Source organism: Paenibacillus sp. 481 (genome assembly GCF_021223605.1).
Classification (GTDB): Bacteria; Bacillota; Bacilli; order Paenibacillales; family Paenibacillaceae; genus Paenibacillus_B.
The window spans coordinates 3744111-3765714 of sequence record NZ_CP075175.1 but is presented as its reverse complement, the minus strand read 5'-3'; the positions used below and the strand labels follow the sequence as shown (position 1 = coordinate 3765714).

23 protein-coding genes and 1 tRNA gene are annotated in these 21604 nt (G+C 47.1%); 9 read left to right on the top strand and 15 right to left on the bottom strand.

Going from position 1 to position 21604, the window contains the following annotated elements; all coding sequences use genetic code 11:
- Positions 1-14: 14 nt before the first annotated feature.
- Both KIK04_RS16575 and KIK04_RS16570 read right to left on the bottom strand, forming a co-directional pair.
- Positions 15-725, bottom strand: a complete 711-nt coding sequence (locus tag KIK04_RS16575) for a LysM peptidoglycan-binding domain-containing protein (protein WP_232274722.1) — start codon at positions 723-725, stop codon at positions 15-17.
- Entirely contained in the window at positions 725-2788 is a 2064-nt protein-coding gene (locus KIK04_RS16570) for a hypothetical protein (protein WP_232274721.1), read from the bottom strand. Before KIK04_RS16570 ends, KIK04_RS16575 begins: the two co-directional genes overlap by 1 nt.
- Positions 2789-2978: 190 nt before the next feature.
- On the opposite strand from KIK04_RS16570, the gene KIK04_RS16565 reads away from it, so the two are divergent.
- Positions 2979-3329 carry a hypothetical protein gene (locus KIK04_RS16565; RefSeq protein ID WP_232274720.1) on the top strand — a complete coding sequence of 117 codons (351 nt, stop codon included), beginning with the start codon at positions 2979-2981 and terminating at the stop codon, positions 3327-3329.
- On the opposite strand, the gene KIK04_RS16560 is transcribed toward KIK04_RS16565, so the two are convergent.
- The 6 genes from KIK04_RS16560 to KIK04_RS16535 all read right to left on the bottom strand — a co-directional run bounded on the left by KIK04_RS16560 (position 3326) and on the right by KIK04_RS16535 (position 6932).
- Positions 3326-3748, bottom strand: a complete 423-nt coding sequence (locus KIK04_RS16560; RefSeq protein ID WP_232274719.1) for a phage tail assembly chaperone — start codon at positions 3746-3748, stop codon at positions 3326-3328. The genes KIK04_RS16565 and KIK04_RS16560 overlap by 4 nt on opposite strands.
- Positions 3749-3832: 84 nt before the next feature.
- Positions 3833-4291 (bottom strand): phage tail tube protein, encoded by a 459-nt coding sequence (locus KIK04_RS16555; protein WP_232274718.1) that lies wholly within the window; start codon positions 4289-4291, stop codon positions 3833-3835.
- A 1-nt stretch (position 4292) separates the two neighbouring features.
- Positions 4293-5609, bottom strand: coding sequence for a phage tail sheath family protein (locus tag KIK04_RS16550; RefSeq protein WP_232274717.1), 1317 nt, complete (start codon positions 5607-5609; stop codon positions 4293-4295).
- A complete protein-coding gene (locus KIK04_RS16545; protein WP_232274716.1) occupies positions 5610-5822 on the bottom strand; it encodes a hypothetical protein in 213 nt (70 codons plus the stop codon). It abuts the gene before it with no gap.
- Complete coding sequence (locus tag KIK04_RS16540) at positions 5809-6237, bottom strand: phage tail terminator family protein (RefSeq protein ID WP_232274715.1); 429 nt, start codon at positions 6235-6237, stop codon at positions 5809-5811. Before KIK04_RS16540 ends, KIK04_RS16545 begins: the two co-directional genes overlap by 14 nt.
- 272 nt (positions 6238-6509) lie before the next feature.
- Positions 6510-6932, bottom strand: a complete 423-nt coding sequence (locus KIK04_RS16535; RefSeq protein ID WP_232274714.1) for an ArpU family phage packaging/lysis transcriptional regulator — start codon at positions 6930-6932, stop codon at positions 6510-6512.
- Between the two features lie 231 nt (positions 6933-7163).
- On the opposite strand from KIK04_RS16535, the gene KIK04_RS16530 reads away from it, so the two are divergent.
- The 6 genes from KIK04_RS16530 (at position 7164) to KIK04_RS16505 (ending at position 14654) form a co-directional block, all read left to right on the top strand.
- A complete protein-coding gene (locus KIK04_RS16530; RefSeq protein ID WP_232278776.1) occupies positions 7164-7625 on the top strand; it encodes a helix-turn-helix domain-containing protein in 462 nt (153 codons plus the stop codon).
- Between the two features lie 42 nt (positions 7626-7667).
- Entirely contained in the window at positions 7668-8183 is a 516-nt protein-coding gene (locus tag KIK04_RS16525) for an ImmA/IrrE family metallo-endopeptidase (RefSeq protein ID WP_232274713.1), read from the top strand.
- Between the two features lie 43 nt (positions 8184-8226).
- Positions 8227-9279, top strand: a complete 1053-nt coding sequence (locus KIK04_RS16520) for a mannose-1-phosphate guanylyltransferase (protein WP_232274712.1) — start codon at positions 8227-8229, stop codon at positions 9277-9279.
- Positions 9276-10226 (top strand): GDP-mannose 4,6-dehydratase, encoded by a 951-nt coding sequence (locus KIK04_RS16515; RefSeq protein ID WP_232274711.1) that lies wholly within the window; start codon positions 9276-9278, stop codon positions 10224-10226. The genes KIK04_RS16520 and KIK04_RS16515 overlap by 4 nt, the downstream gene beginning before the upstream one ends.
- Positions 10227-10243: 17 nt before the next feature.
- On the top strand, positions 10244-12649 hold the full coding sequence (locus tag KIK04_RS16510) for a glycosyltransferase (RefSeq protein WP_232274710.1): 2406 nt from the start codon (positions 10244-10246) through the stop codon (positions 12647-12649).
- Between the two features lie 94 nt (positions 12650-12743).
- Positions 12744-14654 (top strand): glycosyltransferase family 4 protein, encoded by a 1911-nt coding sequence (locus KIK04_RS16505; RefSeq protein ID WP_232274709.1) that lies wholly within the window; start codon positions 12744-12746, stop codon positions 14652-14654.
- Positions 14655-14790: 136 nt separating this feature from the next.
- Here KIK04_RS16505 and KIK04_RS16500 read toward each other — a convergent pair whose 3' ends face one another.
- On the bottom strand, positions 14791-15570 hold the full coding sequence (locus KIK04_RS16500) for an FkbM family methyltransferase (protein WP_232274708.1): 780 nt from the start codon (positions 15568-15570) through the stop codon (positions 14791-14793).
- 206 nt (positions 15571-15776) lie between these two features.
- On the opposite strand from KIK04_RS16500, the gene KIK04_RS16495 reads away from it, so the two are divergent.
- Positions 15777-16406 carry a DUF1796 family putative cysteine peptidase gene (locus tag KIK04_RS16495; protein WP_232274707.1) on the top strand — a complete coding sequence of 210 codons (630 nt, stop codon included), beginning with the start codon at positions 15777-15779 and terminating at the stop codon, positions 16404-16406.
- Between the two features lie 80 nt (positions 16407-16486).
- Here the strand turns inward: KIK04_RS16495 and KIK04_RS16490 are convergent, their stop codons facing one another.
- From KIK04_RS16490 to KIK04_RS16470, 5 genes are all read right to left on the bottom strand, one after another.
- Positions 16487-16870, bottom strand: coding sequence for a hypothetical protein (locus tag KIK04_RS16490; RefSeq protein WP_232274706.1), 384 nt, complete (start codon positions 16868-16870; stop codon positions 16487-16489).
- A gap of 155 nt (positions 16871-17025) precedes the next feature.
- Positions 17026-17102 (bottom strand) — tRNA-Pro (locus KIK04_RS16485).
- Positions 17103-17192: 90 nt separating this feature from the next.
- A complete protein-coding gene (locus KIK04_RS16480) occupies positions 17193-17846 on the bottom strand; it encodes a response regulator (RefSeq protein ID WP_232274705.1) in 654 nt (217 codons plus the stop codon).
- Between the two features lie 54 nt (positions 17847-17900).
- Positions 17901-18737 carry a sensor histidine kinase gene (locus KIK04_RS16475; RefSeq protein ID WP_232274704.1) on the bottom strand — a complete coding sequence of 279 codons (837 nt, stop codon included), beginning with the start codon at positions 18735-18737 and terminating at the stop codon, positions 17901-17903.
- A 145-nt stretch (positions 18738-18882) separates the two neighbouring features.
- Positions 18883-19884 (bottom strand): LacI family DNA-binding transcriptional regulator, encoded by a 1002-nt coding sequence (locus KIK04_RS16470; protein WP_232274703.1) that lies wholly within the window; start codon positions 19882-19884, stop codon positions 18883-18885.
- A 212-nt stretch (positions 19885-20096) separates the two neighbouring features.
- Here KIK04_RS16470 and KIK04_RS16465 point away from each other — a divergent pair, with 212 nt between their 5' ends.
- On the top strand, positions 20097-20420 hold the full coding sequence (locus tag KIK04_RS16465; RefSeq protein ID WP_232274702.1) for a YbjQ family protein: 324 nt from the start codon (positions 20097-20099) through the stop codon (positions 20418-20420).
- Between the two features lie 99 nt (positions 20421-20519).
- Here KIK04_RS16465 and KIK04_RS16460 read toward each other — a convergent pair whose 3' ends face one another.
- Positions 20520-21485 (bottom strand): aldolase catalytic domain-containing protein, encoded by a 966-nt coding sequence (locus KIK04_RS16460; RefSeq protein WP_232274701.1) that lies wholly within the window; start codon positions 21483-21485, stop codon positions 20520-20522.
- Between the last annotated feature and the right edge of the window lie 119 nt (positions 21486-21604).

The window sequence follows — 21604 nt, the reverse complement described above, 5'->3', positions numbered from 1 at the left end:
CGGCTCCCTCCTTTCTATGGCAGTCGAATTTCACGTCCGATTTGTAGCCTGCCCAGCTCATCATTACGAATTTTGTTATGGCGCTGAATCTCCCTCGCCTTTTTATCACTACCGTAAAATTTACGAGACACAACCCACAAATTATCGCCTTTTTGCAACTTATAAGTCGCTGGACGCTTACGCAAGTCGGGACGCTTTTTAGGTGTCTTTTTCACATTTTTCTTATTAGAAGGCTTTCCTAGCTTGTCTGGCTTCCCTTTACTTGCCACAACTTCTACTTTCTCGGCCTGAAAAAATCGATACTCTTTGAGCGAAATATCGAATTCGAGGTCTCCATTTGTTCCTGCTACATCACGCCAAGTGAACTCCTCGATATAAACGGCTTTGTTCAACGTATAAGTGGGACTCGTAATAATAAAACGTATGGGTAACTTGCGAGCCATCCATTTTTTTAACAGATTAATATAATAAATGGGTGGATGGAGTTGATAGGAATGAACAAACGAGTACTGCTGCGCCGGAAAAAAACTGCTGAAACTGAAGCTAGAAAGCTTAGGTTGATGAAGCGTCACAACTTCACCTAGTCCCACAATCTCATGGGAAGCCGCGTTTCCAGACTCACCAATCTCTATCGATTCTGGATTGACAGGCAACTCCATTAACTGTTCCAGATTGTTAATGCTCAAGTACATCCGGTAATAGCTCGATGCGGGGCGCTTACTCATTAAGCATACACCCCTTCCGCTGCTATTTTGAATTCTTCCTCCAGCTTCTGTTCAATGCGGCTCACGAGCGTATCGATGTCGGCCCCTTGATGAATATCTCCTGTACTAACGGTAACAGTAGGTGTCAGAGACACAAAATTGGAAACCGCCTGCATTTCGGCTAATTCACGCATCATGACCAATTTTTCGTCGGAAATATCGACTTCTTTTTTCGGCTGCGCATTCGGCATGCCCATATTGCCCATGCCGCCAACTCCTCCTCGGCCACCCATGCCTCCCATACCACCGTTTCCGCCCTTTCCACCAAAATCTAATTTAGTAAGGTCAGGCATATTATCAATGACCATAGGGCTTAACTTATCTACTCCTTTTCGTCCGGTGTTAAACTTGGACAAATCCGGAGTAGGGGGTGCTTTTGTAGTACCGCCAAACTTATCTTTTAATTTGGTTGCATCAAACTTTTCAACACCATCTGCCGCCCAATCGAATCCACCTTCAATGGACGTCTTTACTTTTTTCTGCAAGTCATCGGAATTTAGATAATCCAACTTTAACTCCAATTTACCTTCCATCCCAAGCAACTCAGCAATCGTGTTAACTAAAAAATTGATTCCTGCTAACATCCCGTTAATCATCAAAATGTAACTATTACCCAAAATTTCAAAGTACTCAATAGCTCCACCTACAAACCAAGAAATGACTTTTCCCATGAATCGGAACACTTGAGCCATCATTTCACGGACGGGCTGCATCACTGTACCCAATGCGAGTAGTGCAGCTACTAACCCAAGCAATAAACTTATAACAAGCATAATAGGATTCGCATTCATAATCATATTCAAAATGGCCTGCCACATAGCCATTAAACGCATGTACATCGCAGTCAGCATGATGACACCGTTGTAAATAAGAAACGCTGTTGCTAATCCAATAATGAGCGGCAAAATGAAACCTATCCCACTAGAAATAAATGAAACTAGTTCAATAAAGCGTTGAGCAACATATCCAATTACAGTACCAATGATAGCCAAGCCTATACTAATCGCATCAAAGATCGGTACAAAATCACCAGCCTTCAAGCCATCCGTCAATGTTGTGATGATAGGCAGCAGCGCCTCCATTCCGGCCTGACCAGTTCGCGCCCACATCTCTTTGAAACCACTAATAAGTGACTTCCATTTTTCAACGGGACCGTCCAACAAAGTTGAGTAAGCCTGCTGTCCCATTCCTGCCTGCGTCATTAAATCATCCATTAATTTGAGATAGCTATCAAAGTCTCCTGCTTTTGCAAATTTAGCTAGATTCTTCTCCTGATCCCGAGTTAAAGACATATTAAAGGACCTGAACAGCTCATCCGATTTCCCCATCATCGTATCTTTAAACTTAACGACAACATCGTCTTGCGAAGCTCCTGAGAATGTTGCTAGCCGCTGCACCATGTTGTTCATTGTGTCGAGGTCTTTTTCTCTCGTTGAAACAGTCGAGAGCGAGAGGATTGATTTCAGCGTTTGAGATGGATCATTGCCCGCTTGAAACTCTGATTCCCTAAAGCGTTCAAAATACGCTTCACCCATCTCTTTATTGCCAAAGCGGGCAACATAGCGCGCCCTTAGATCTTCCATGTGAGCCGCACTTGTGATGGCTGTCTGAATAGGTTCCTGTACGCCGGACAACATTTTACCTACGACTCCGTTTCCGGCGCCTCCACTTCCGCCAGCCCCTCCACCAGAACCGCCTCCATTTCTTCGTTCTAGTATTTGCTCCGCCCTATTTCGAATATCTCTACTCATATTTGATAAAGCTTCACGTACTCTGCGGGCGACATTACTGATTGTTGTGGCGACCTCCTGCCCCATAGTACGAAGCCTTTCAAAACGAATCGTTGTATTCTGCCAAACACGATTCAATCGTGCTGTCGACTTTCCCAGTGTATTTTCAACGCTTTTACTTCCTCGCTCCCAAGCCTTCATAGCACGTTTACGTGCTTCATCAAAAGTATTTACCATCGACTGTTGGGCACGTGCAAACGAATGACTAAAACCCCGAATTGCATCTGCTGTCATATTGGTCTTCCCCCCTTCTTTGCCGAATCCGCGTTGCGCTCGCCGCAGCTTGCAAAACACGCGCGCGCTAACCCGTGCGAGCCTATGCCGCGCCCGCTACGCGACAGACACCTGCAAGTGGCACGAGTAGCATGCACCGTGCCCGCTACACGGCGCTTGAACATGTTGCTCGCACAGAAGCTGCACCGCCTTGCCAACGCTGCGCGTCAGCGGCGATACATACCAGCGGCATACGCCAGCAACGCCTTGCCAACGCTGCGCGTCAGCAGCGATACATTCTAGCGATATACGCCAGCGACGACTTGCCAACGCTGCGCATCAGCAGCGATACATTCTAGCGATATACGCCAGCGACGCTTCGCTAGCGCCGCGAGCGCATACGCTGCTGCGCCTTGCGATCTTCCTCCACGCGAATATCGATCATCGCGTACACGGCAGCGCGCTCACGCAGCGGCAGCTCCAGCAGCTCGTGCGGCAAAATGCGCAGCTTGTGGAGGGCGTAGTAAGCGTAATTCGCCTCACTATCGCCCTCCTTAATTAGTTTTTTACCTCATCGACGAGATCGTTCATGTCTTGGTCGAAGCCATTCAGCTCCTGCACCTTCGTCAGCAAAGACGTATACTCCCCAGGCAGCAGCATCGCACGCAGCAACGCTTCCGCCCCCATGATACCGTACGATTTTTGCAGCTCCGCATCCTTCAAATCGGGATAAACGACGCTCGTTACAATCAGCTTCGCCGTGTACTCGTTAAAATCAATTTCCGGCGTCATCACGCCGCCCTTACCTTTAATGTGCTTCGTCGACGCCTTGCGGCAGCGCTCATTTTCCACTTCCGTCATGCTGCGCAGCTTCCAAGCAACCGGCTCGCCTTTTTCATTTTTAAAACGAACAGAGACGACATGCGTCGTCTCCGTGTTTGGCTCTGCATTTTGGGCGAAAAAATAACTAAGTGTACTCATTCAACCTTCACCTCATCTTAAATTTTCAGTTCAGTCCATTCCAACTCAAAGCTCAAAGCTCTCAGCTCACAACGTTGTTTATAATTACGCCAATGAATTAAAGTTGCTTAAAATGTCAATATCGTCAAACGTAAACTCCAATTCCTCTTCCAATACGTCACTCTCCGTATCCAATTTTGCAATAACGACCGAGTTCAAGTTTACATTTTTCAGCGTAACCGTCTGATTGCCAACAGAAGAATTCGGGTCCTCATTCACAACCATCACATCAAAATAAGTATCAATACCTTCCTTGACATAACGGTTCATCAACTGGCGGAATAAAGGCGCGACATAATAAATCGTCATGCTGCCCGTACCGCTCCAGCCCGCAGTCTTGTGCTGCAACGCACGGCGGCCAAGCGTCTTGATTTCGGCCTTTGTCTTCTCAATTTTTGCTTCCAGCGTCTTAATGTAGAACAACTCTTCCGTCTTGCCATCAATTGTTGCAAACGCGCGACCTTCGCGGCCGGATACCGTATCTTGCGCCATTAAAAATCCCATCTTACTTCACCTTCACTTTCACATAAATTTTTTCAATTGCATCCACAGGTTGTACATTCAGCTGAATGACGATGCTGTCAATCGTATCCCCTTGCAACACCTGTACATCCGTCTGGGCGTCGAAGTTCTGAATCGCGTTGCTATTTTGCAACTTGTCCAAATACGAAATACACTCTTTGCGGAACAGCTGACGACCATCCGCGTTGTTATTCGTTTTACCGACATAGTACGTCTCGAAAATGCGTTTAAAATCGTTCGCAATGCTGTCCAGCACACGCACAACGCGGTTTTTAGCGAACGAACGGCCTTTTTCTGGGGTGAACGCAGTCAGCGTGTTGACATCCTGTTCAACTACAGCGCGACCACCTTGGTGTACAAATACAAACTCACCCTTCGTCAACGCCTGCTCCACTTGGCTGTTCGTATAGCGGACATCCACATCAACTGCGTCTTCGTATGCCGTATACGTTAATGACTGATTTACTGCCGCAGCGGCCGTTGCGCCCGCAACCCATGCCGTCGCTTGCGCTGCATTTAGTACCGTACCGCCAGACAGCTTCACGCCGTTCTTCACACTGATAATACCTTCATGATTCGCCGCAGGATAATCCGCAAGCACCACCTGAATCTTCTTGCCTTCCTCTTGGCGTATCCGCTTCACAAATGCAGCGTATACCGGCTTCAATGCAGCGTCATCGCTCGGCAATGCTACCGTATGGAAATCCTGCACCTCGATTGCCGTCAAAAATGCCGTGTGATCCTGATTCGTCACCGCACCATCAGCGCCACCTGTAAGCGGTAAGCCTGCCAATGCCTCCAACAAGCCAGCACCTTCGAACACCACCCACTTATTCGCTTTCAGCTCTTCCATCTTCGCTACGGTCTGCACATCTACACTGCGACCTGCAACTTGAGTTACTACATCAAATTTCGTGTTGTCATTTACATTAGGCTGTACAACGACGGTAACGTCATTGCCACGCACGCCGCCGTATTGCGCGGTTACTTTAAATGTCTTATGCGTCGCGCTCGCTTTAACACCTTCGTTTAAGCGATACAGCAATACAGTCTTAGCACGTTTGAACGCTTCATTGACGAGGCGAAGCGGCTCGTCTGTCAGCTCGTAGCCCAAACGATCCAACAAGCGCTCACCAGCATGCAGTACCGTCACTTGCTTGGATGCTCCCCAGCTCAACTTAAGCGGCAAAGCAACGATTCCACGCTCACCTACGCCACCAATTGGTGCTGCTTCAGATTCAAAGCGTACATATACGCCTGGTCTCACTTTATTTTGGGTGTTCCATGTTCCTCCTGCCATTTACACGACCTCCTGATTTAAAAATTGTTGTTGTAAAGCCTCAAGCTCGCCTTCTGTGTAAACCTGTTCCTCGTTCTCTGGCAACAGAGCATTCAAAATGTCACGCTGCTGTGGCGTCCATCTGTCTGCCTGCAACCATTGCCGCTTCGTAAAAGCGGTATAGCTTGGCTGATCAAAAGAATTAAATGAATTAATCGAATTAGACGACTCCATCCCTTACACGTCCCTCCTGTTTCATGACCTTCATTTTGACCGCCTGCTCGGTTGAGCGAACGATTGTGACATCGTGCTGCACGTAAAAACGCAGTGCGCCCTCCATAACCTGATGCCGCATGCTTACGCCGACGCAAGCGGATGTGCCGACCTGCACACGCTCCATGTGGTCGTAAAGCTCGTCCGCGATGTCGTGCACAGCGACATCCATTAACTTGGGATGGTACGAAATTTCCCACGCCAATCTGGCCTCGTACCGCCGTTCGCCAATACGCTTGCGTTCACCCTGCACCAGCTTTACAGTGAAGCAGGGCGCTGCGGCTGTACCGCGTTCCTCTACATCCAGCACCGGAATAGCGGGAAAACTGCCACGCAACTTGGCGACAATGGCTTGCCTAAGATCTCGCGTTCGCATGAGTCACCTCCTTTCAAACTCTCCATTCACTTGCGGATACAAAAAACCGCCCGACGATGACGTCGAACGGCTTCCTCATTGAGGCTGTTTGCTTGCTATTTGGCTTGTAGTTGGCTCGCTATTTGCTCGCAGTTTGCTTGCTGTTTGCTTGCCCTGCTCACTCACAACCTCACAATAACATCTTAGCACGGTACTCCGTCCTACCGCGTGCCATCATTCGGTCAACCCTCGGTCAGCGGCAGGCCACCAGTCGGTCAGTGCAATATTCCATCCTATTCTTCGAATACTTCCAGCCCTAGTATAAAAGCAAGTTCCATTACAGCCCGCGCCTTAATACGTCGAAATGTACGCTCACTTAAATTCATTTCAATACTTAACATATAATCAGGCACGTCCGATTTCGGGTCCAAATAACTCCGCTCCACAACTTGTCGCTCCATTTCCCCCAAATGAGCCACAGCCGTCGTCACATTTTGATACATTTGCTTCATATAAGCTTCCCGCTCGATGTTGTTCACCGCAGTCTGCTCTACAGGTTTGCTTATCGTATTCGTTGGGCCGTGCCAACGAGGCTCCATCACTGAAGTCGTTCGCATTTCCTTGCGTACCGATCCAGCACGCTTGTACATACGTGCAATGCTAAGCACCTGTTCAACCTTTTTGCGTGTTGCCGTTCGATTGATCGTTGCCAACATAACATCACTCCCTGTTCCTTAAAATAGCTAAATTGACATTCAATAAGATACTTTAAACAACATGCGTCCCACAAATAAAAGGTGGCCTTGCGTTGTTTATAACAACGATGTATAATAACATCATTCCATTAATACGAACAAACGTTCGTTTTGTTACAGCAAGCATATCACGTCCTATAAACGAACGTCAATCATGAATGGGTGATCATATGTGGGACGAGGGTGAGAACAATGTTGGAAACAGAGAAGCAGCAAGAGCTTACAGGCGCTCGAATTAAGCAACTTCGCATGAAGCACGGCTTGTCACAAGACGATGTCGCACATACGCTTGGTATGAAGCGTGCCAATGTTGCTAATTACGAAGCAGGACGAACGACACCCCCTAGCGACGTGTTGGGACGAATTGCCGATTTACTGCATACGTCAAGTGACTATTTACTAGGCCGCATTGAGCATTCACTGCCGTATTTGCTAGATTCGCACGAAGACATTCCAGAATGGGCGACACCTAAAGATAAGCGTGATTTCAAAAAAATGCTGGAGGAAGACGCAGAAGTCATGTTTGACGGCGTGCCTATTGATGGGGATGACCGTGATCGTGTCATGCAAGTGCTGCAAGCGCTATTTTGGGATGCTAAAAAGCGAAACAAACGCAAGCCTATACGAAAGCCAGAAGGCGAGCAGCATGATTGAATACGATCGGACAAGACCAACCCGTACCGCGAGGTGCAATTTATGGATGTTGAAAAAATTGTACGTGCATTAATTCGAAAATTCAAAACGAATTGCCCATTTGAACTTGCACAGCTGTTGAACATACATGTTGAGACGACTACACTTAGCAACCAGACTCGCGGGTTTTATTTCCGCAAGCTTCGTCGGCGCTACATAGTTATTAACGATAGCTTGCCGTTTGAATGGCAGCGCTTTGTATGCGCGCATGAGTTGGCGCACGATCGCCTGCATAAAGGGATCGGACATTTTTTCATCGAACGACACACGCTGTTTCAAGCTGGAAAGTTTGAGCGCCAAGCGAACGAATTTGCGCTGCAACTACTGCTTGCCAACACCGAAATCCACGTTGGTGAAACGAGAGAAACGTATTGCGCTCGGCATGGTGTTCCACAAGAAATGGCACGTTTTTTACGCACCGATGAAGAAATAGATGAAACTAACCTAGCTGGACGGGAACAAAAGCCGTTTCAACAGGTTACATACCCGTCATACAATAGGGTACATGTGGAGGAGTAGGTTTAAGCTTACATGCTTTATTTTGGTATGGAGGTGATATACATTGATTGTCGTCATCATGGCAGGTGGAAAAGGAACGAGATTTTGGCCTTCCAGCACCGCCTCCAAACCGAAGCAGTTTCTTCCCTTGCTCTCAGGATATACCATGCTGCAAGAAACGTATATGCGCTTCCGACAATGGTTGCCTATAGAGCAAGTGTATGTAGCCACAACTTCTTTCTACAAGGACTTAGTGCTAGAACAGTTACCTGAATTAGACGAAGAACAAATTATTGTCGAACCAATGCCACGGGATACGGGGCCGTGTACAGCGTTAACTGCCTTATTTTTTCTCCGCAAAGGTATTGATGATTGCTTAGTTATGGCGCCTTCCGATCAATATATGGCAGATATTGACGGCTTGCGGATGGCATTGCTGGAAGCCGAAGCTGAAGCTGTCAATAACCGCGCCACCATCATGCTCGGCATCCTGCCCACTCGCCCAGAAACGGGTTATGGCTACATTCGTACAGAGCCGTGGCGGGATGCCGAACGGATGCGAAAGGTCGTTTCCTTTCTTGAAAAGCCAAATCGCTCGGTTGCCGATGAATTGCTGCGTTCGCCAGGTACGTATTGGAATAGTGGCATTTTCGTGTGGCGTCCTTCTACCATTGCCCATCTTATGGAGACGTATTGCCCAGCCATTTGGCTACCGCTATTCTCCAACTACCCACACGTACAAGACATTTATCACACCCTGCCTAAGCTTTCCGTTGATTTTGCCATTATCGAAAAATCCCCTGCACGCTATGTCATTCCGGTTGACTTCGACTGGGATGATATCGGAACTTGGAACGCCGTATCACGATTTTACAATGCAGACGGGAACGATAATTTACTCAATGGCAAGGTGCAATCGCTTAGTTCGAACGGCAACATCGTGTTCTCCGACAAACATGCCGTCATTATCGGGGTGAGCGATCTCATTATTGTGTCCACAGAAGATGGCTTACTCGTGTGCCACCGCTCGCAAGAGCAACGTATTAAAGAAATGCTCAATGAAAATATCACGTTAGCGAAGCCGCAATCCTTTAGAGAGGTGAAACCATTCAAGTGAAGGCACTCGTAACGGGAATAGCCGGCTTTGTCGGCAGTCACATGGCCGAGTTTTTGTTAGAGCGCAATATCGAGGTTGTAGGCACGATTCGCAACCGCAGCCGCATGGAACATATTACGCACATTCAAGACCAAATTCGCCTAATCGAATGCGAGCTGCGCGATCCTTTTTCGGTAGAATCGCTGTTGACGCAAGAGAAGCCCGACCTTATTTTCCACCTTGCTGCACAGAGCTTTGTACCTACTTCGTGGAATTCCCCCATCGATACGATCCACAATAACGTAGCTGGTCAGCTCAACATATTTGAAGCGGTACGTCGATTAAACCTATCCTGTAAAATTCAAATCGCTTGCTCTAGTGAACAATATGGTCATGTCGAGCCGCACGAAACACCCATTCGTGAAGAAAATCCTTTGCGCCCACTAAGCCCGTATGCGGTTAGCAAAGCGGCTCAAGATTATTTAGGGTACCAATATTATAAGAGCTACGGGTTACACGTCATCCGCACACGTACCTTTAATCATACGGGACCAAGACGGGGTGAGCAGTTCGTTACATCCAACTTTGCCAAGCAAATTGCCGAGATTGAAAAAGGAATTCGGCCACCCATCGTATCTGTGGGCAATTTAAGCGCTCAGCGTGACTTTACCGATGTAAGAGACGTTGTGCGCGCTTATTGGCTTGCACTTGAAAGTGGAGAAGTCGGTGAATGCTACAACATCGCTTCCGGCTCCTGTGTGACGATTCGCGAAATGCTGGATATGCTGCTCGCTATGAGTACTGTCCAGATTGATACGGTACCGGATCCGAGCCGTATGCGTCCTTCTGACGTCGAAATATTGCTTGGAGACGCCTCTAAATTCGAACAAAGAACGGGCTGGAAACCAGAAATTCCGTTCGAACAGACACTTGCTGACCTGCTTCAATACTGGCGTCAGCTGGTGTGAAAGGAGTGTGATGATGCGTGCAGGCTTTGCGCAAACGAAGAACCGTTACCCGAACCCGCTCAGCCGCTGGTTCACGACGTAAACGCACGCGATCGCGTACAGGTCGCCGCAAAGGTACGCGAAAAGGTACGCGCAGGCTATCCCCCAAATTAAGGCGGAAACACAGGCGCAGCAGCCTTATCCTTCGTAAAAAACGGGCCAGACTGTTCAAAACCCCACTCGCTAAAAAATTACATTTCAGGAATATACCAAGCTCCCCCGCACACGTTCTGTTCAACGACCAGACCACCCCTGTTCCCCCCCTTGTTGTAAACGAACATGCGGCAGTCGAGCACCATAATCCGTTGCATGTAGCAGGTGCTACGCCTATTGAACAGACACAGACGATGGCACTAGCTAATCAATCCGGTTTGCCTTTACAGGCCGAATCCCATCCCCCGACTCTCGAATCTGTTCAAGATGTACCCGCAAATCCAGCACCAGAATCCCCACAAACAGATGTCAACTATCAGCACCTATTTCTCACCCACATCCAAGATGACCCAATGATCGATATATTTCCAATTAGAACCGATCGCTCTACACGCAAAGTAAGCTTAATCATGTTAACTTGGAACGCCTTAGCCTATACCAAAATGACGTTGGAAGCGATTCGTCCTGCATGCGAACACGACCCGAATGTAGACGTCATCGTCCTCGATAACGGTAGTTCGGATGGAACCACAGCATACTTGCAATCGATCCCTTGGATTCGGTCTATCTTCCTTGATTACAACTCCGGATTTGTAGCAGGCAACAACTTCGCCATCGAGCAAGCTGATCCGAACAGTGATATCTTATTGCTGAACAATGATATTATTGCTGCTCGCCCTGACTGGATTACCATGCTGCAAGAGACAGCCCACAGTGCCCCCGATGTCGGCATTGTCGGCTGCCGCTTGCGAGACGGTGTCGGCGCACTCCATCATGCAGGCACTTATATTTACCCAGACAACGTTGCAGGCCAACAAATAGGCGGCCTAGAAATTGATGTCCGCCAGTACACAGGCATTCGCGAAGTGCAAGGTATCATATTCGCTTGCGCCTATATAAGACGGGAAGTTCTTAATCGTATTGGCTCGTTAGATTGTGACTATTTTTCGTATTTCGAAGATACGGATTACTGTCTAAAAGCAATCGAGGCCGGATTCAAAGTTCTATTCGATGGCCGCATTACGATGCTGCATTATCACAATACATCGACGAAAGAAAACAACGTCGACTTTTGGAAAATGTACGAAGACTCTAAACAAATATTTGCTCAAAAGTGGCGTCAAAAATTGTTCAATCGTTATCGCACAGGTGTTTCTTGGCATTCGGTCGTCAACTTGCCTTTCTTTGGGTATGCCGAATCCTCCAAAAATTTAATGCTTGCGTTGGATGAAAATGATGTGATGGTTTCTTATCAGTTTGCCTACGGCCCAGGGACACCTGTTCCGTTAGAAGAACCTGTATCTAACTCGGATATGCGCGTTAATATATTCGCGAATCGCCAACATAGCCTGAGCAATCCTGGTATCGTCTACGCTCAAGGCGACGTGTTCGCGAAAAATCCGCATAAGTACAAAATCGGCTTTACGATGCTTGAAGTAGACGGCCTACCTGAAGAATGGGTGAGACAATCTAATTTGATGGACGAAGTATGGGTACCTTCTCAATTCAATGTGCAAACATTTAGACAAAGCGGCGTTCATGTCCCGATTCACGTCGTTCCGCTAGGTGTGGACACCCAATATTTTCACCCGCAACTGCGAACGTCTCGTTGGTCGCCTCATTTTACGTTCCTAAGTGTGTTCGAATGGGGAGAGCGCAAAGCTCCTGAACTGCTGCTGCGCACGTTCGCGCAGACGTTTAAGCAACATGAAGATGTTGTACTTGTATGTAAAATTACGAACAATGACCCCGCGATTGATGTTCCCGCGGAAATTCGCAAGTTAAATTTAGGCCCGCTGGCTCAAAAAATTATTGTCGCCCACAATCAAATGATGCCATCCCATCTTATGGGTAGCCTATATCGCTCCGCTGACTGCTTCGTACTTCCTTCACGTGGCGAAGGCTGGGGTATGCCGATTATGGAAGCGATGGCGTGTGGATTGCCTGTCATAGCGACGAATTGGAGTGCCCAAACGGCGTTTATGAGTCATCATAACAGTTTCCCGCTCCAAATTCGTGGACTGATCCCTGCACAAGCAAGGTGCCCATATTATGCCGGCTTTAGCTGGGCAGATCCTGAACCTGAGCACCTCTCCTACTTGATGCGCTACGTCTTTGAGCATCGTGATGCTGCACACGAAGTAGGCATGAATGCAGCCAAGGAAATGGCGTCAGCATGGACTTGGACCCATGCAGGCGAACGGATGAAACAACGCTTGGTACAAATATAGACGGAAAAAATAGCCACTTGTTGTGATCATCTGATGTAGATGCCGTCCATTTACCCTCGTCTCGCTGCTCTTTATGCGTGTTGGAAGGAGGCTTATGATGAAGCCAAGAAATCGTTCAACCCCCATCGTACAAATGTTTGCTGTGGTAAAGAAACGTTTGAGCAAAAAAGAAGGACTATACGGAACTTCTGCTCGACTTGAAAATATATCTGTGCGTTCTGCTGAACATTCAGCCGTGCTGTTAGCGCAACATAACCGCGCTCCTGAGCGATCTGCCAAACTTCCAATATCTCGCTCCATCACCAACTCCAAACGCTTTGCTCGCAGCACTCGATTGTATGCCGCAGAACCAGTCGTTCGTACTGTTGCTCGTAGCACTCCTCGTGCCATTCCTCGTGCCATTTCACGCACCCTTTCACGTTCCCTTTCTCATTCCGTTCACTCGCCCACTCAACCGACTCTCTCTGCTGTTCGCGCCACATCCAACACTACTCGTTCTACTAGCCGAACTGCCACTTCCCCGCAACGCGCTCGCGGCACCGCAACTCGCTTCATTCACAGCACACCGAATAGTCGGCGTCGTAAGCGTAAAGTAATTACGCTAAGACGCAAACGCAAAATAATGAAGAGGCGCTACCGCTTGAGCAAATTCCAGCTTAAAAAAATAGCCTCACGCAACAGGCGCTTGCGGCGCACTCGTCGCTATCTTTCGCGTCCGTCCTTTACGCGAAGATATGCGGGTGGTATTCTCGTCCCCTCGCACGCAGATACCTTACCCATTCAAATCTATCCCTCGCCTATTCAGGCCGATGCGGTCGCTAACGCTCCCCAGTCACAAGACCTGACCGCCAACCTTGAGCAAGCGAGTACCGATCCACCCCCTACTCCGCAAGCCCAAACGTTAGGTGTGAACGTATTCGGCTTGGCACGGGCCGAAATGGGCATCGGTCAAGCGCTCCGCTTAGGAGCGTTATCCCTTATCGATGCCCAAATCCCAATTACGATTCAAAATTATCCCCTTTTGCGAACAGCAAGACAGCAAGATTACACCTTGATCGGCTATACGCAAGAGCCCGCTAAACATGAAATCAATCTGATGTATATGAATCCTGATCTGATGCCCGAAGCAAGACAATATTTTGGCGAACAATCGTTCAATGGTAAACATAATATCGCCTATTGGCATTGGGAGCTGCCCGAATTTCCAGCCGATTTCGACTTTGCTTTTTCCCATGTTGATGAAGTATGGGTCCCTTCTGAATACGTACGCTCCAGTATTGCCGAACGATCACCAGTACCTGTTGTAACGATACCGCATGGCATTGTCACGGCACCAATAGCACCCGTAACACGTAGCAGCCTCGGTGTGCCGGATGACAAGTATATCTTTTTAACGATGTTCGACACATACAGCATCATGGAGCGAAAAAATCCTGAAGCCGTACTGGAAGCCTTTTTGCAAGCATTTGGGCCAACGCGTTCGGATGTATGCTTAATCATTAAGACCAATTGCCCCCAAAATGGGGATGCGGCATATGAGCAATTTAAATCCGTTGCCCAATCCATATCTAATGTCATTTGGCTGGATAAATCATTGACTCGGCATGAAACATGGGCACTCATTGACTTAGCAGATTGCTTCGTGTCCTTGCATCGCGCAGAAGGTTTCGGCCTCTCGCTTGCAGAAGCGATGTCGCTCGGCAAACCGACGATAGCGACTCGCTGGTCTGGCAATTTAGAATTTATGAATGATGAGAACAGCTATTTGGTGAATGCCGACATCGTCCCCGTCGGCACAAACCAGGGACCGTATGGCGCCCATCAACAGTGGGCACAGCCCTCCATTACAGAAGCTGCGGAACGAATGCAGCACGTCATACACAATACGTATGATTCGTTCCGTATTGGACAACAGGCGCAGCGCCACATCGCGGAACATTTCTCTGTGGCGGTTAGTGGCCAGCGCATGCGGGATCGGTTAGCTCAAATACGTGTTCAACCCTGAACGCCCGCCTCGCAACAACAACAACAACAACAACAACAACAACAACAACAACAACAACAACAACACTAAAGCAACATCAAAAGGGCCGCCACTCACATGATTCGCGTGAGTGGCGGCCCTCTATTCGTCCTTCGATTTATTTGTCAAACGAACACCAAATATCGACAAGCTGTCGGCCGTCAGACAAAATATTCAAAATATCGTTGTAGCTATGAATTGGAATAAGCGCTCCACTAAGATCAATAACCGTCAAATGGAAAAACATTTGCGACAGGACATCATACAATAACTTCGGATCTTCACCGAAAATACCTTGATGCGCGTCCGGATTGAACTCAATGATTAAATGTGGCCGGAACCTTTTAATGAGATCGACAGCCCCTTGCAGCACTTTAATTTCTGCACCTTCAACGTCAATCTTCAAACAATCTAACCGTCTTAAACCGGTATTACTTACCCAATCATCCAGCTTCACGCAATTCACGACTTCTTGAATGCCTTGCTGTGATTGAGAGGTGGTGATATGAGACCAAGCTCCGCCATAATCAATATACGAAAAAGCCAGTTGCACATTATCATTATAAGCACCTGCATGAACAGGAATAATGCGGCTAAGTCCGTTGTCTGCTATGTTATGAACCAAGTAATGAAAGTTATGTCCCGACGGTTCAAAAGCATATACCGTCCCTTGCTGAGCAACATGCGCCATCGCGATCGAAATCGCACCGATATTAGCTCCGATATCCATACAGACCGCGTCTGTTGGTAACTTATCTTTCAACCATTTCATTATATGAGGCTCATAAACCCCTCCATTTGATTCGGTACCTGCCAATACCGCATCGCGGTCATTAGATGTCAATCGGTATGCTGATCCATCATATGGGATGTGCAACGCAATCGTTTTCGCCTGCATAACACCCGCTCCTTTCCGTACGTGCCAGCGTCAATTTACAAAGGAAGTGTTGATTCTACTATTTTATTCATGCATATCATCTTATGTGATAATGACGATATCCGTGTTAGATGAATCTCTTGTGGGCTTCGGCGCATGTCCACACCTTTTACCACTTGCTGCATTTACTAATGACGAGAGCGATTGTAAAAGGAGGCAACGCCACCATGAATGTAGAACAATTACGAGGTCAATACGATGCGGTCATTAGCCTTGGGTCAAATTGCTTGCCAGCCATTCAAATCGAACGTAACGGCTTGCGTCAGTTTACTGGAGTCATCGATTGGATGGATAGTAAAAATACCCGAGCGATTATCCAACTCATACGTAATCGTTTCCAAGGCATGCTCAATTTAAATCATATGGTAGCTATGGGTCCTGCTGGAGATTTCATGCTCGTTATCGATAAAGCCTATGATATTATCGTCGTACATGATTTTCCGCTATCGATAAATACGGAGACGAATTGGCCCAGCTATTACGAGCTTGTAGACAAAGTAAATCGACGCAGCGTCAGATTGCTTGGGAAAATGCAAACCGCAGAACGCCTACTATTTATTCGCATGGGATGTACAGCAGAGGAAGCTGTTGAGATGGAGCAAGCACTGCGGGAGCAAGTTGCACATGACTTTCGTTTGCTTATTATTAATCATGATTTCGTGCTTGGACTTACGGATTTGAATTGGCCTCACGCCAATACCGCTTCCGTAATGCTGCCACATGCTAACGATATCTGGAAAGATAACGATGCCTTGTGGTCGCAGCTATTTCAAGGAATATCGATTAAATCCCCTTAACTTCTTTTTGCTGTAAAAAGCCGGCCTAATGGGCCGGTTACGTTGTGTTCACTCGATTTTTACGATAAATATAATCATGCTTACGATTTCACATACCCACGTAATCCGAGCGTGCCATACACCTCTGCACTGAGTCGTTTAGAGGCAAACGAGAAATAAAACACTTCTGGGCCCGTAGTCGTAGCAACCTCCTCGAACTCCAAATAGGCTGTCGACTGTAAATAACAGGTCTCGATCGTACGATGCACAACAGGACCATTCGCAGCACCGCGATGAATGACAATCTCCAGTTCCCCTAAGTCAGCACCTAACCTTTTTCGCCATTGAATGGAAAACTCAAAGCCGAATCGCTTACCTTCTTCCAACGGAATAATCATCCACCCAAATTCACGTGCCTCCGCAACCGGAAGTATCGGCTGATAGGAGCCTGCCGGAATGGTGCGTCCATCATTATGCTTAAACATGTAGCATCCCCCTTACTTACTCATAACGAGTATTTTAAGCTTCATCGACAGCTTATGCTCGTCGCAAGAGACCTGTACAAGATACCGGCCTGACGCCACGCAAAAAACGCACTCCGTGGAATAATTTCCACTGAAGTGCGTGAACTTGAGATGTATGGTCGGGACGACACGATTTGAACATGCGACCCCTTGGTCCCAAACCAAGTGCTCTACCAAGCTGAGCTACGTCCCGACGTGTATAAACATAATGATTTCAACACTGATGATTATACTATGGTATTTACAGTAACGCAATATTTTTTTGAGATATAATTATATATCTCTACGTCTCTACTAATCCATTTTCGAGTGCATAGCGAGTGAGCTGAACCCGATTTTCCAGATGTAACTTTTGTAAAATATTTTTTAGATGGTTTTTGACGGTGTGCTCCGACAACGAGAAGCGGGTCGCGATTCCCCGATTGGATTCTCCTTTGGCAACACGCTCCAATATTTCTCTCTCTCGTGACGTCAACGGTGTAGACACAGGTGCTTTGTTCGGTCCTTTGGTGGAGAACTCCTGCAAAATACGAAACGCCAGTTCTTTAGACATTGGCGCCTCATCTATCGCAATCGCGCGCAAATATTCATGCCACGAAGACGGCTGCAAGTTTTTAAGCAAATAGCCTTGAGCCCCCTTTTTCAACGCTTCAAAAAGATGGGTAATGTCGTCGGATACGGTTACCATCACAATTTTTACATAGGGGAATCGTTCTTTAATTAACTTCGTCGCCTCTAGTCCGCTCATGTTAGGCATACAAATATCCATCAATATTAAATCTGGCATAACCGTTTCCGTCATGCGCAGTGCCTCTTCCCCGTTCACAGCTTCACCTACGATAACAAACTGTGGATCAATAGATAAAATGTCACGCATACCTTCGCGCGCATGCGCATGATCATCGGCAATTAGAACTCGAAAAGACCTCGTTTGCATGATGTTTAACTCCTTCCTAAGCCATTCGAATGATACGTCATACTTGCTCTTAATCTAAGCCGCTTTTAAGTCGCCTTTACTAATGGTCACAATCGTTTCACCTTGTTGGCGTTGAACACGTAATGACCAGCCTAAATGGTTCGCACGGTCACGTAACATTTTCAAACCATATTTACCGGACTGTGCAAACGGATCACCGTAAAAGCCTACTCCATCATCGCGAACCTCACAACAAAAGCCGTCCGGTAGCAACTTCGTCTGAATCGACACCCGCTCCGCTTCCGCATGCTTGCGTACGTTAGTAAGCGCCTCCCGCACACAAGAGAACAAGGCAACTTTCTCCTTCATCGATAGCGCCTCATCAGGTAGCTCCCAACTCACGACCGGCTCCCACTCTGTTTCACGCCTTACTTCCTCGATCATTTGCAACAAATTATGCGACCACGAGAAGTCCGATTCCTGTGGTGCTGTACGTAGATTCGAAATCGCTTGCCGCACATCATCATAGACGAGCCGCACGGTTTGGCGCAAATGGTCTAACTGCGCTCCCTTTTGTTCCGGAGGAGCTGCCTCTAGCCGATCAATTTTTACCGAGAGCATAAATAAAGACTGCGAAATGCCGTCATGCAGTTCTTGAGCCAGCCGCTCCCGCTCTTCCAGCGCCGCTTTCTGTTCCTGCTCATCACGCAGCTTCGCAGCCGTCTCATCAAGCAGCCTAAACAAACGTGTCATTAAAATAGCCGATACGACAAACACGATAATGGGTGCGAGTATGTTGCCAGCATCCATAGACAAATACGGTAGCAACCAAGAGTGTCGTATAAACTCCCAGAGACCTATCGTAATGGTCGGGATCCATAAAATTAAATGTTTGATCGTTCTATCACTCATAAGCTCAACCAGCCTCCCAATCGATATTCGCTTCCAGCCCATTTGTTTCCCTGTAAATAGCGTACACTCCCTTGGACAAAAGCTCAACAAAAAGAAGCATGCAACGCCGCAATGTCAACTTGCAACTTATGCATGCTCCTTCTGATTACACCTTACGTGGAGTGGTCGTCGATTCGCGCACGACAAGCTCCGATTCAAATTTCAGCGTGCTGCTGCGCTTAGCCGTACTGTTAATATGCTTCATTAACGTCTCGACCGCCGCTTGACCAATTTGATTAGCGGGCTGCTTCATCGTCGTTAAGCGCGGCCGTAGCTGCGAAGCCAGCATTTGATCGTCGTAGCCAACGACCGAAACGTCTCTTGGCACTTGATAACCGGCTTCATGCAGCGCGTTCACCACACCGATGGCAGTAAAATCATCAGCTGCAAATATTCCTGTCGGCAATTGACCTTCTTCCAGCCATTTTTGGACGGCTCGATAGCCCGATTCGATGGAGAAATCTCCAGCCTCAATAGCGACAGGCTGCAAGCCTGCTTCTTGCATGGCGCTTAGAAATCCTTTTTCACGTTCAACAGCACTCACAAAAAAATGCGATCCCTTAATATGCGCAATGCGTTTGTGTCCAAGCTCAATTAAATGCTTTGTCGCTTCATAGCCGCCTTTAAAGTTGTCGACGACAACGTTAGATACGGACGGCTGCACGATCTGGTTGTCGATAAGTACGAACGGAATTTTCCGTTTCTTTAGTTCGACAACGTACGGCTCCTCATGCACAGCTGACAAAATAAGGAGGCCGTCTACCCGATCTTCTTGAATTAAATCACGGCCGTGCCCCTCTTCGGTCGGATGATTGGCGATAGATAGCGCAAGGTAGTAACCGTAGTCCTTCAGCATGCCAGACACTTTTTGTACGATACTATCTAAAAAAGAGTCTTGCAGCGTCGTTACGATCATACCGATAACGCCAGTCTTGCCTTTAGCCAAACTCCGTGCGGCTGCATTCGGATGATAATCAAGATCTTTCATCGCTTGCAGTACCTTTTGACGGTTTTTTTCACGCACCGTCGTTGCATTGTTAAGTACGCGAGACACGGTTACGACAGATAAGCCGGCCTTTTTAGCCACATCGAAAATACTGACCTTCATGTCCTACTCTCCCCTATTATGCAACATCAGCAATCTCGTAATCTTTTAACTTAATTAAATAATAACGAATTTGAAACGTTATTCCAATGAAATCTCACCTGCTTAGAAACATTTTTTTATATGGAACCATTTTTCGTACTTACTTATGAGTCTTTAAAATGTGGTTACACTAGATGAAGATCAACAACGTTTACCATAAGGGAGCAAAAATCATGATCATCGTTACGACCGAAAATATCCCTCATTATGAAGTGACAGAAATGTTAGGAACAGCATCTGGGGTCGTTGTGCGTGCTCGGGGCCTCGGCGGAGATATTATGGCTTCTTTAAAAGGCCTAGTCGGCGGTGAAGTAAAAGAGTATACGAAAATGATTGAAGATGCGCGCCGTCAAGCCATCGATCGACTTATTCAAAATGCACAAGCGATGGGTGGCAACGCCATCGTGATGATGCGCTTTGATAGTGGTGATGTTGGTCAAAATATGAGCGAAATTGTCGCATATGGAACCGCTGTGAAGATTCGTTCATTACGCTAGTGAGGGTATCTGCCCCGCTCAGCTCATAAAAAAGACCGTCGCAGTTGCCTTTAAGGCGGCTGCGACGGTCTTTTTCCTATTTATTTATCATAAATGGTATTAAGAACGTTTTTGGTTAAAATTCACTTCAGGCGTTGTCATGCGGTCGTAGAACTCTGCATAACGGTCGCGTTCTGGAGAAGCGAGCAGTGCCATCGCCGAGCGTGGATGCTCGTCAAGTGTGCCTGTAACTAAGTAAGGAATAAGGTAGCCCCACTCCCACTTTTCACGCACGCTTAACATATAATTTTCGATAAAGGAAAGCACTGGACGCAATTGATATTTGCTATTTTTCAAATGAGTGAGCAGTAACTCTGTTGGACAGTTCCCTGCTCCACGCCCCATTCCATAAACGGAAGCGTCTAGCAATTCAACGCCTTTCTCTGCCGCAACAAGCGAATTCGAAAATGCAAGCTGCATATTGTTATGCGTATGTACGCCTAAGCGCTTATTTGGCAAATGCGTTTGGAATTTGTCGACCAGAAAATGAATGTCGTTATGATCCAAGCTGCCGTATGAATCAACCACATATACGAAATCGACCGGGCTGGCTTTAATCATTTGAAACGCTTCAACCAAGTCGTTCTCCATAACATTGGAAAGCGCCATAATGTTAATTGACGTCTCATAACCGAGTTTATGGAAAGTGTTAACCAAATCTAGCCCCTTATCGACGTCTTTGCTATAGCAAGCGACGCGAATGAGATCGATCATACTTTCGCTGCGCGGTAAGATATCATTCTCGTCCACACGTCCAATGTCTACGAGTGCAGACAGCTTTGTGCTTCCTTTTTGCGGAATGACCTTACGCAAGAAATCATCATCCAAAAATCGCCAAGGGCCTGCCTCATCCGCGCCTTTTAATAGCTTGGGCGAGTTTTTATAGCCAATTTCCATATAATCAACGCCAGCATCGTTTAATGCGGCATATAAATTTTGGACAAATTCAACGCTGAATTCCCAATTATTCACTAGCCCGCCATCTCGAATGGTGCAGTCGACAATTTTGCAATGGTTCGTTTTCATTCCGCCTTCTCCTCTTTCTTGTGAATTTCTCTTCATTCTAATGGAAAGAAACGTATAACGCAAAGCAAAAGATTCAATTTATTGTCCAAATATGGCGAATAAGCGAAATTCAAATGATT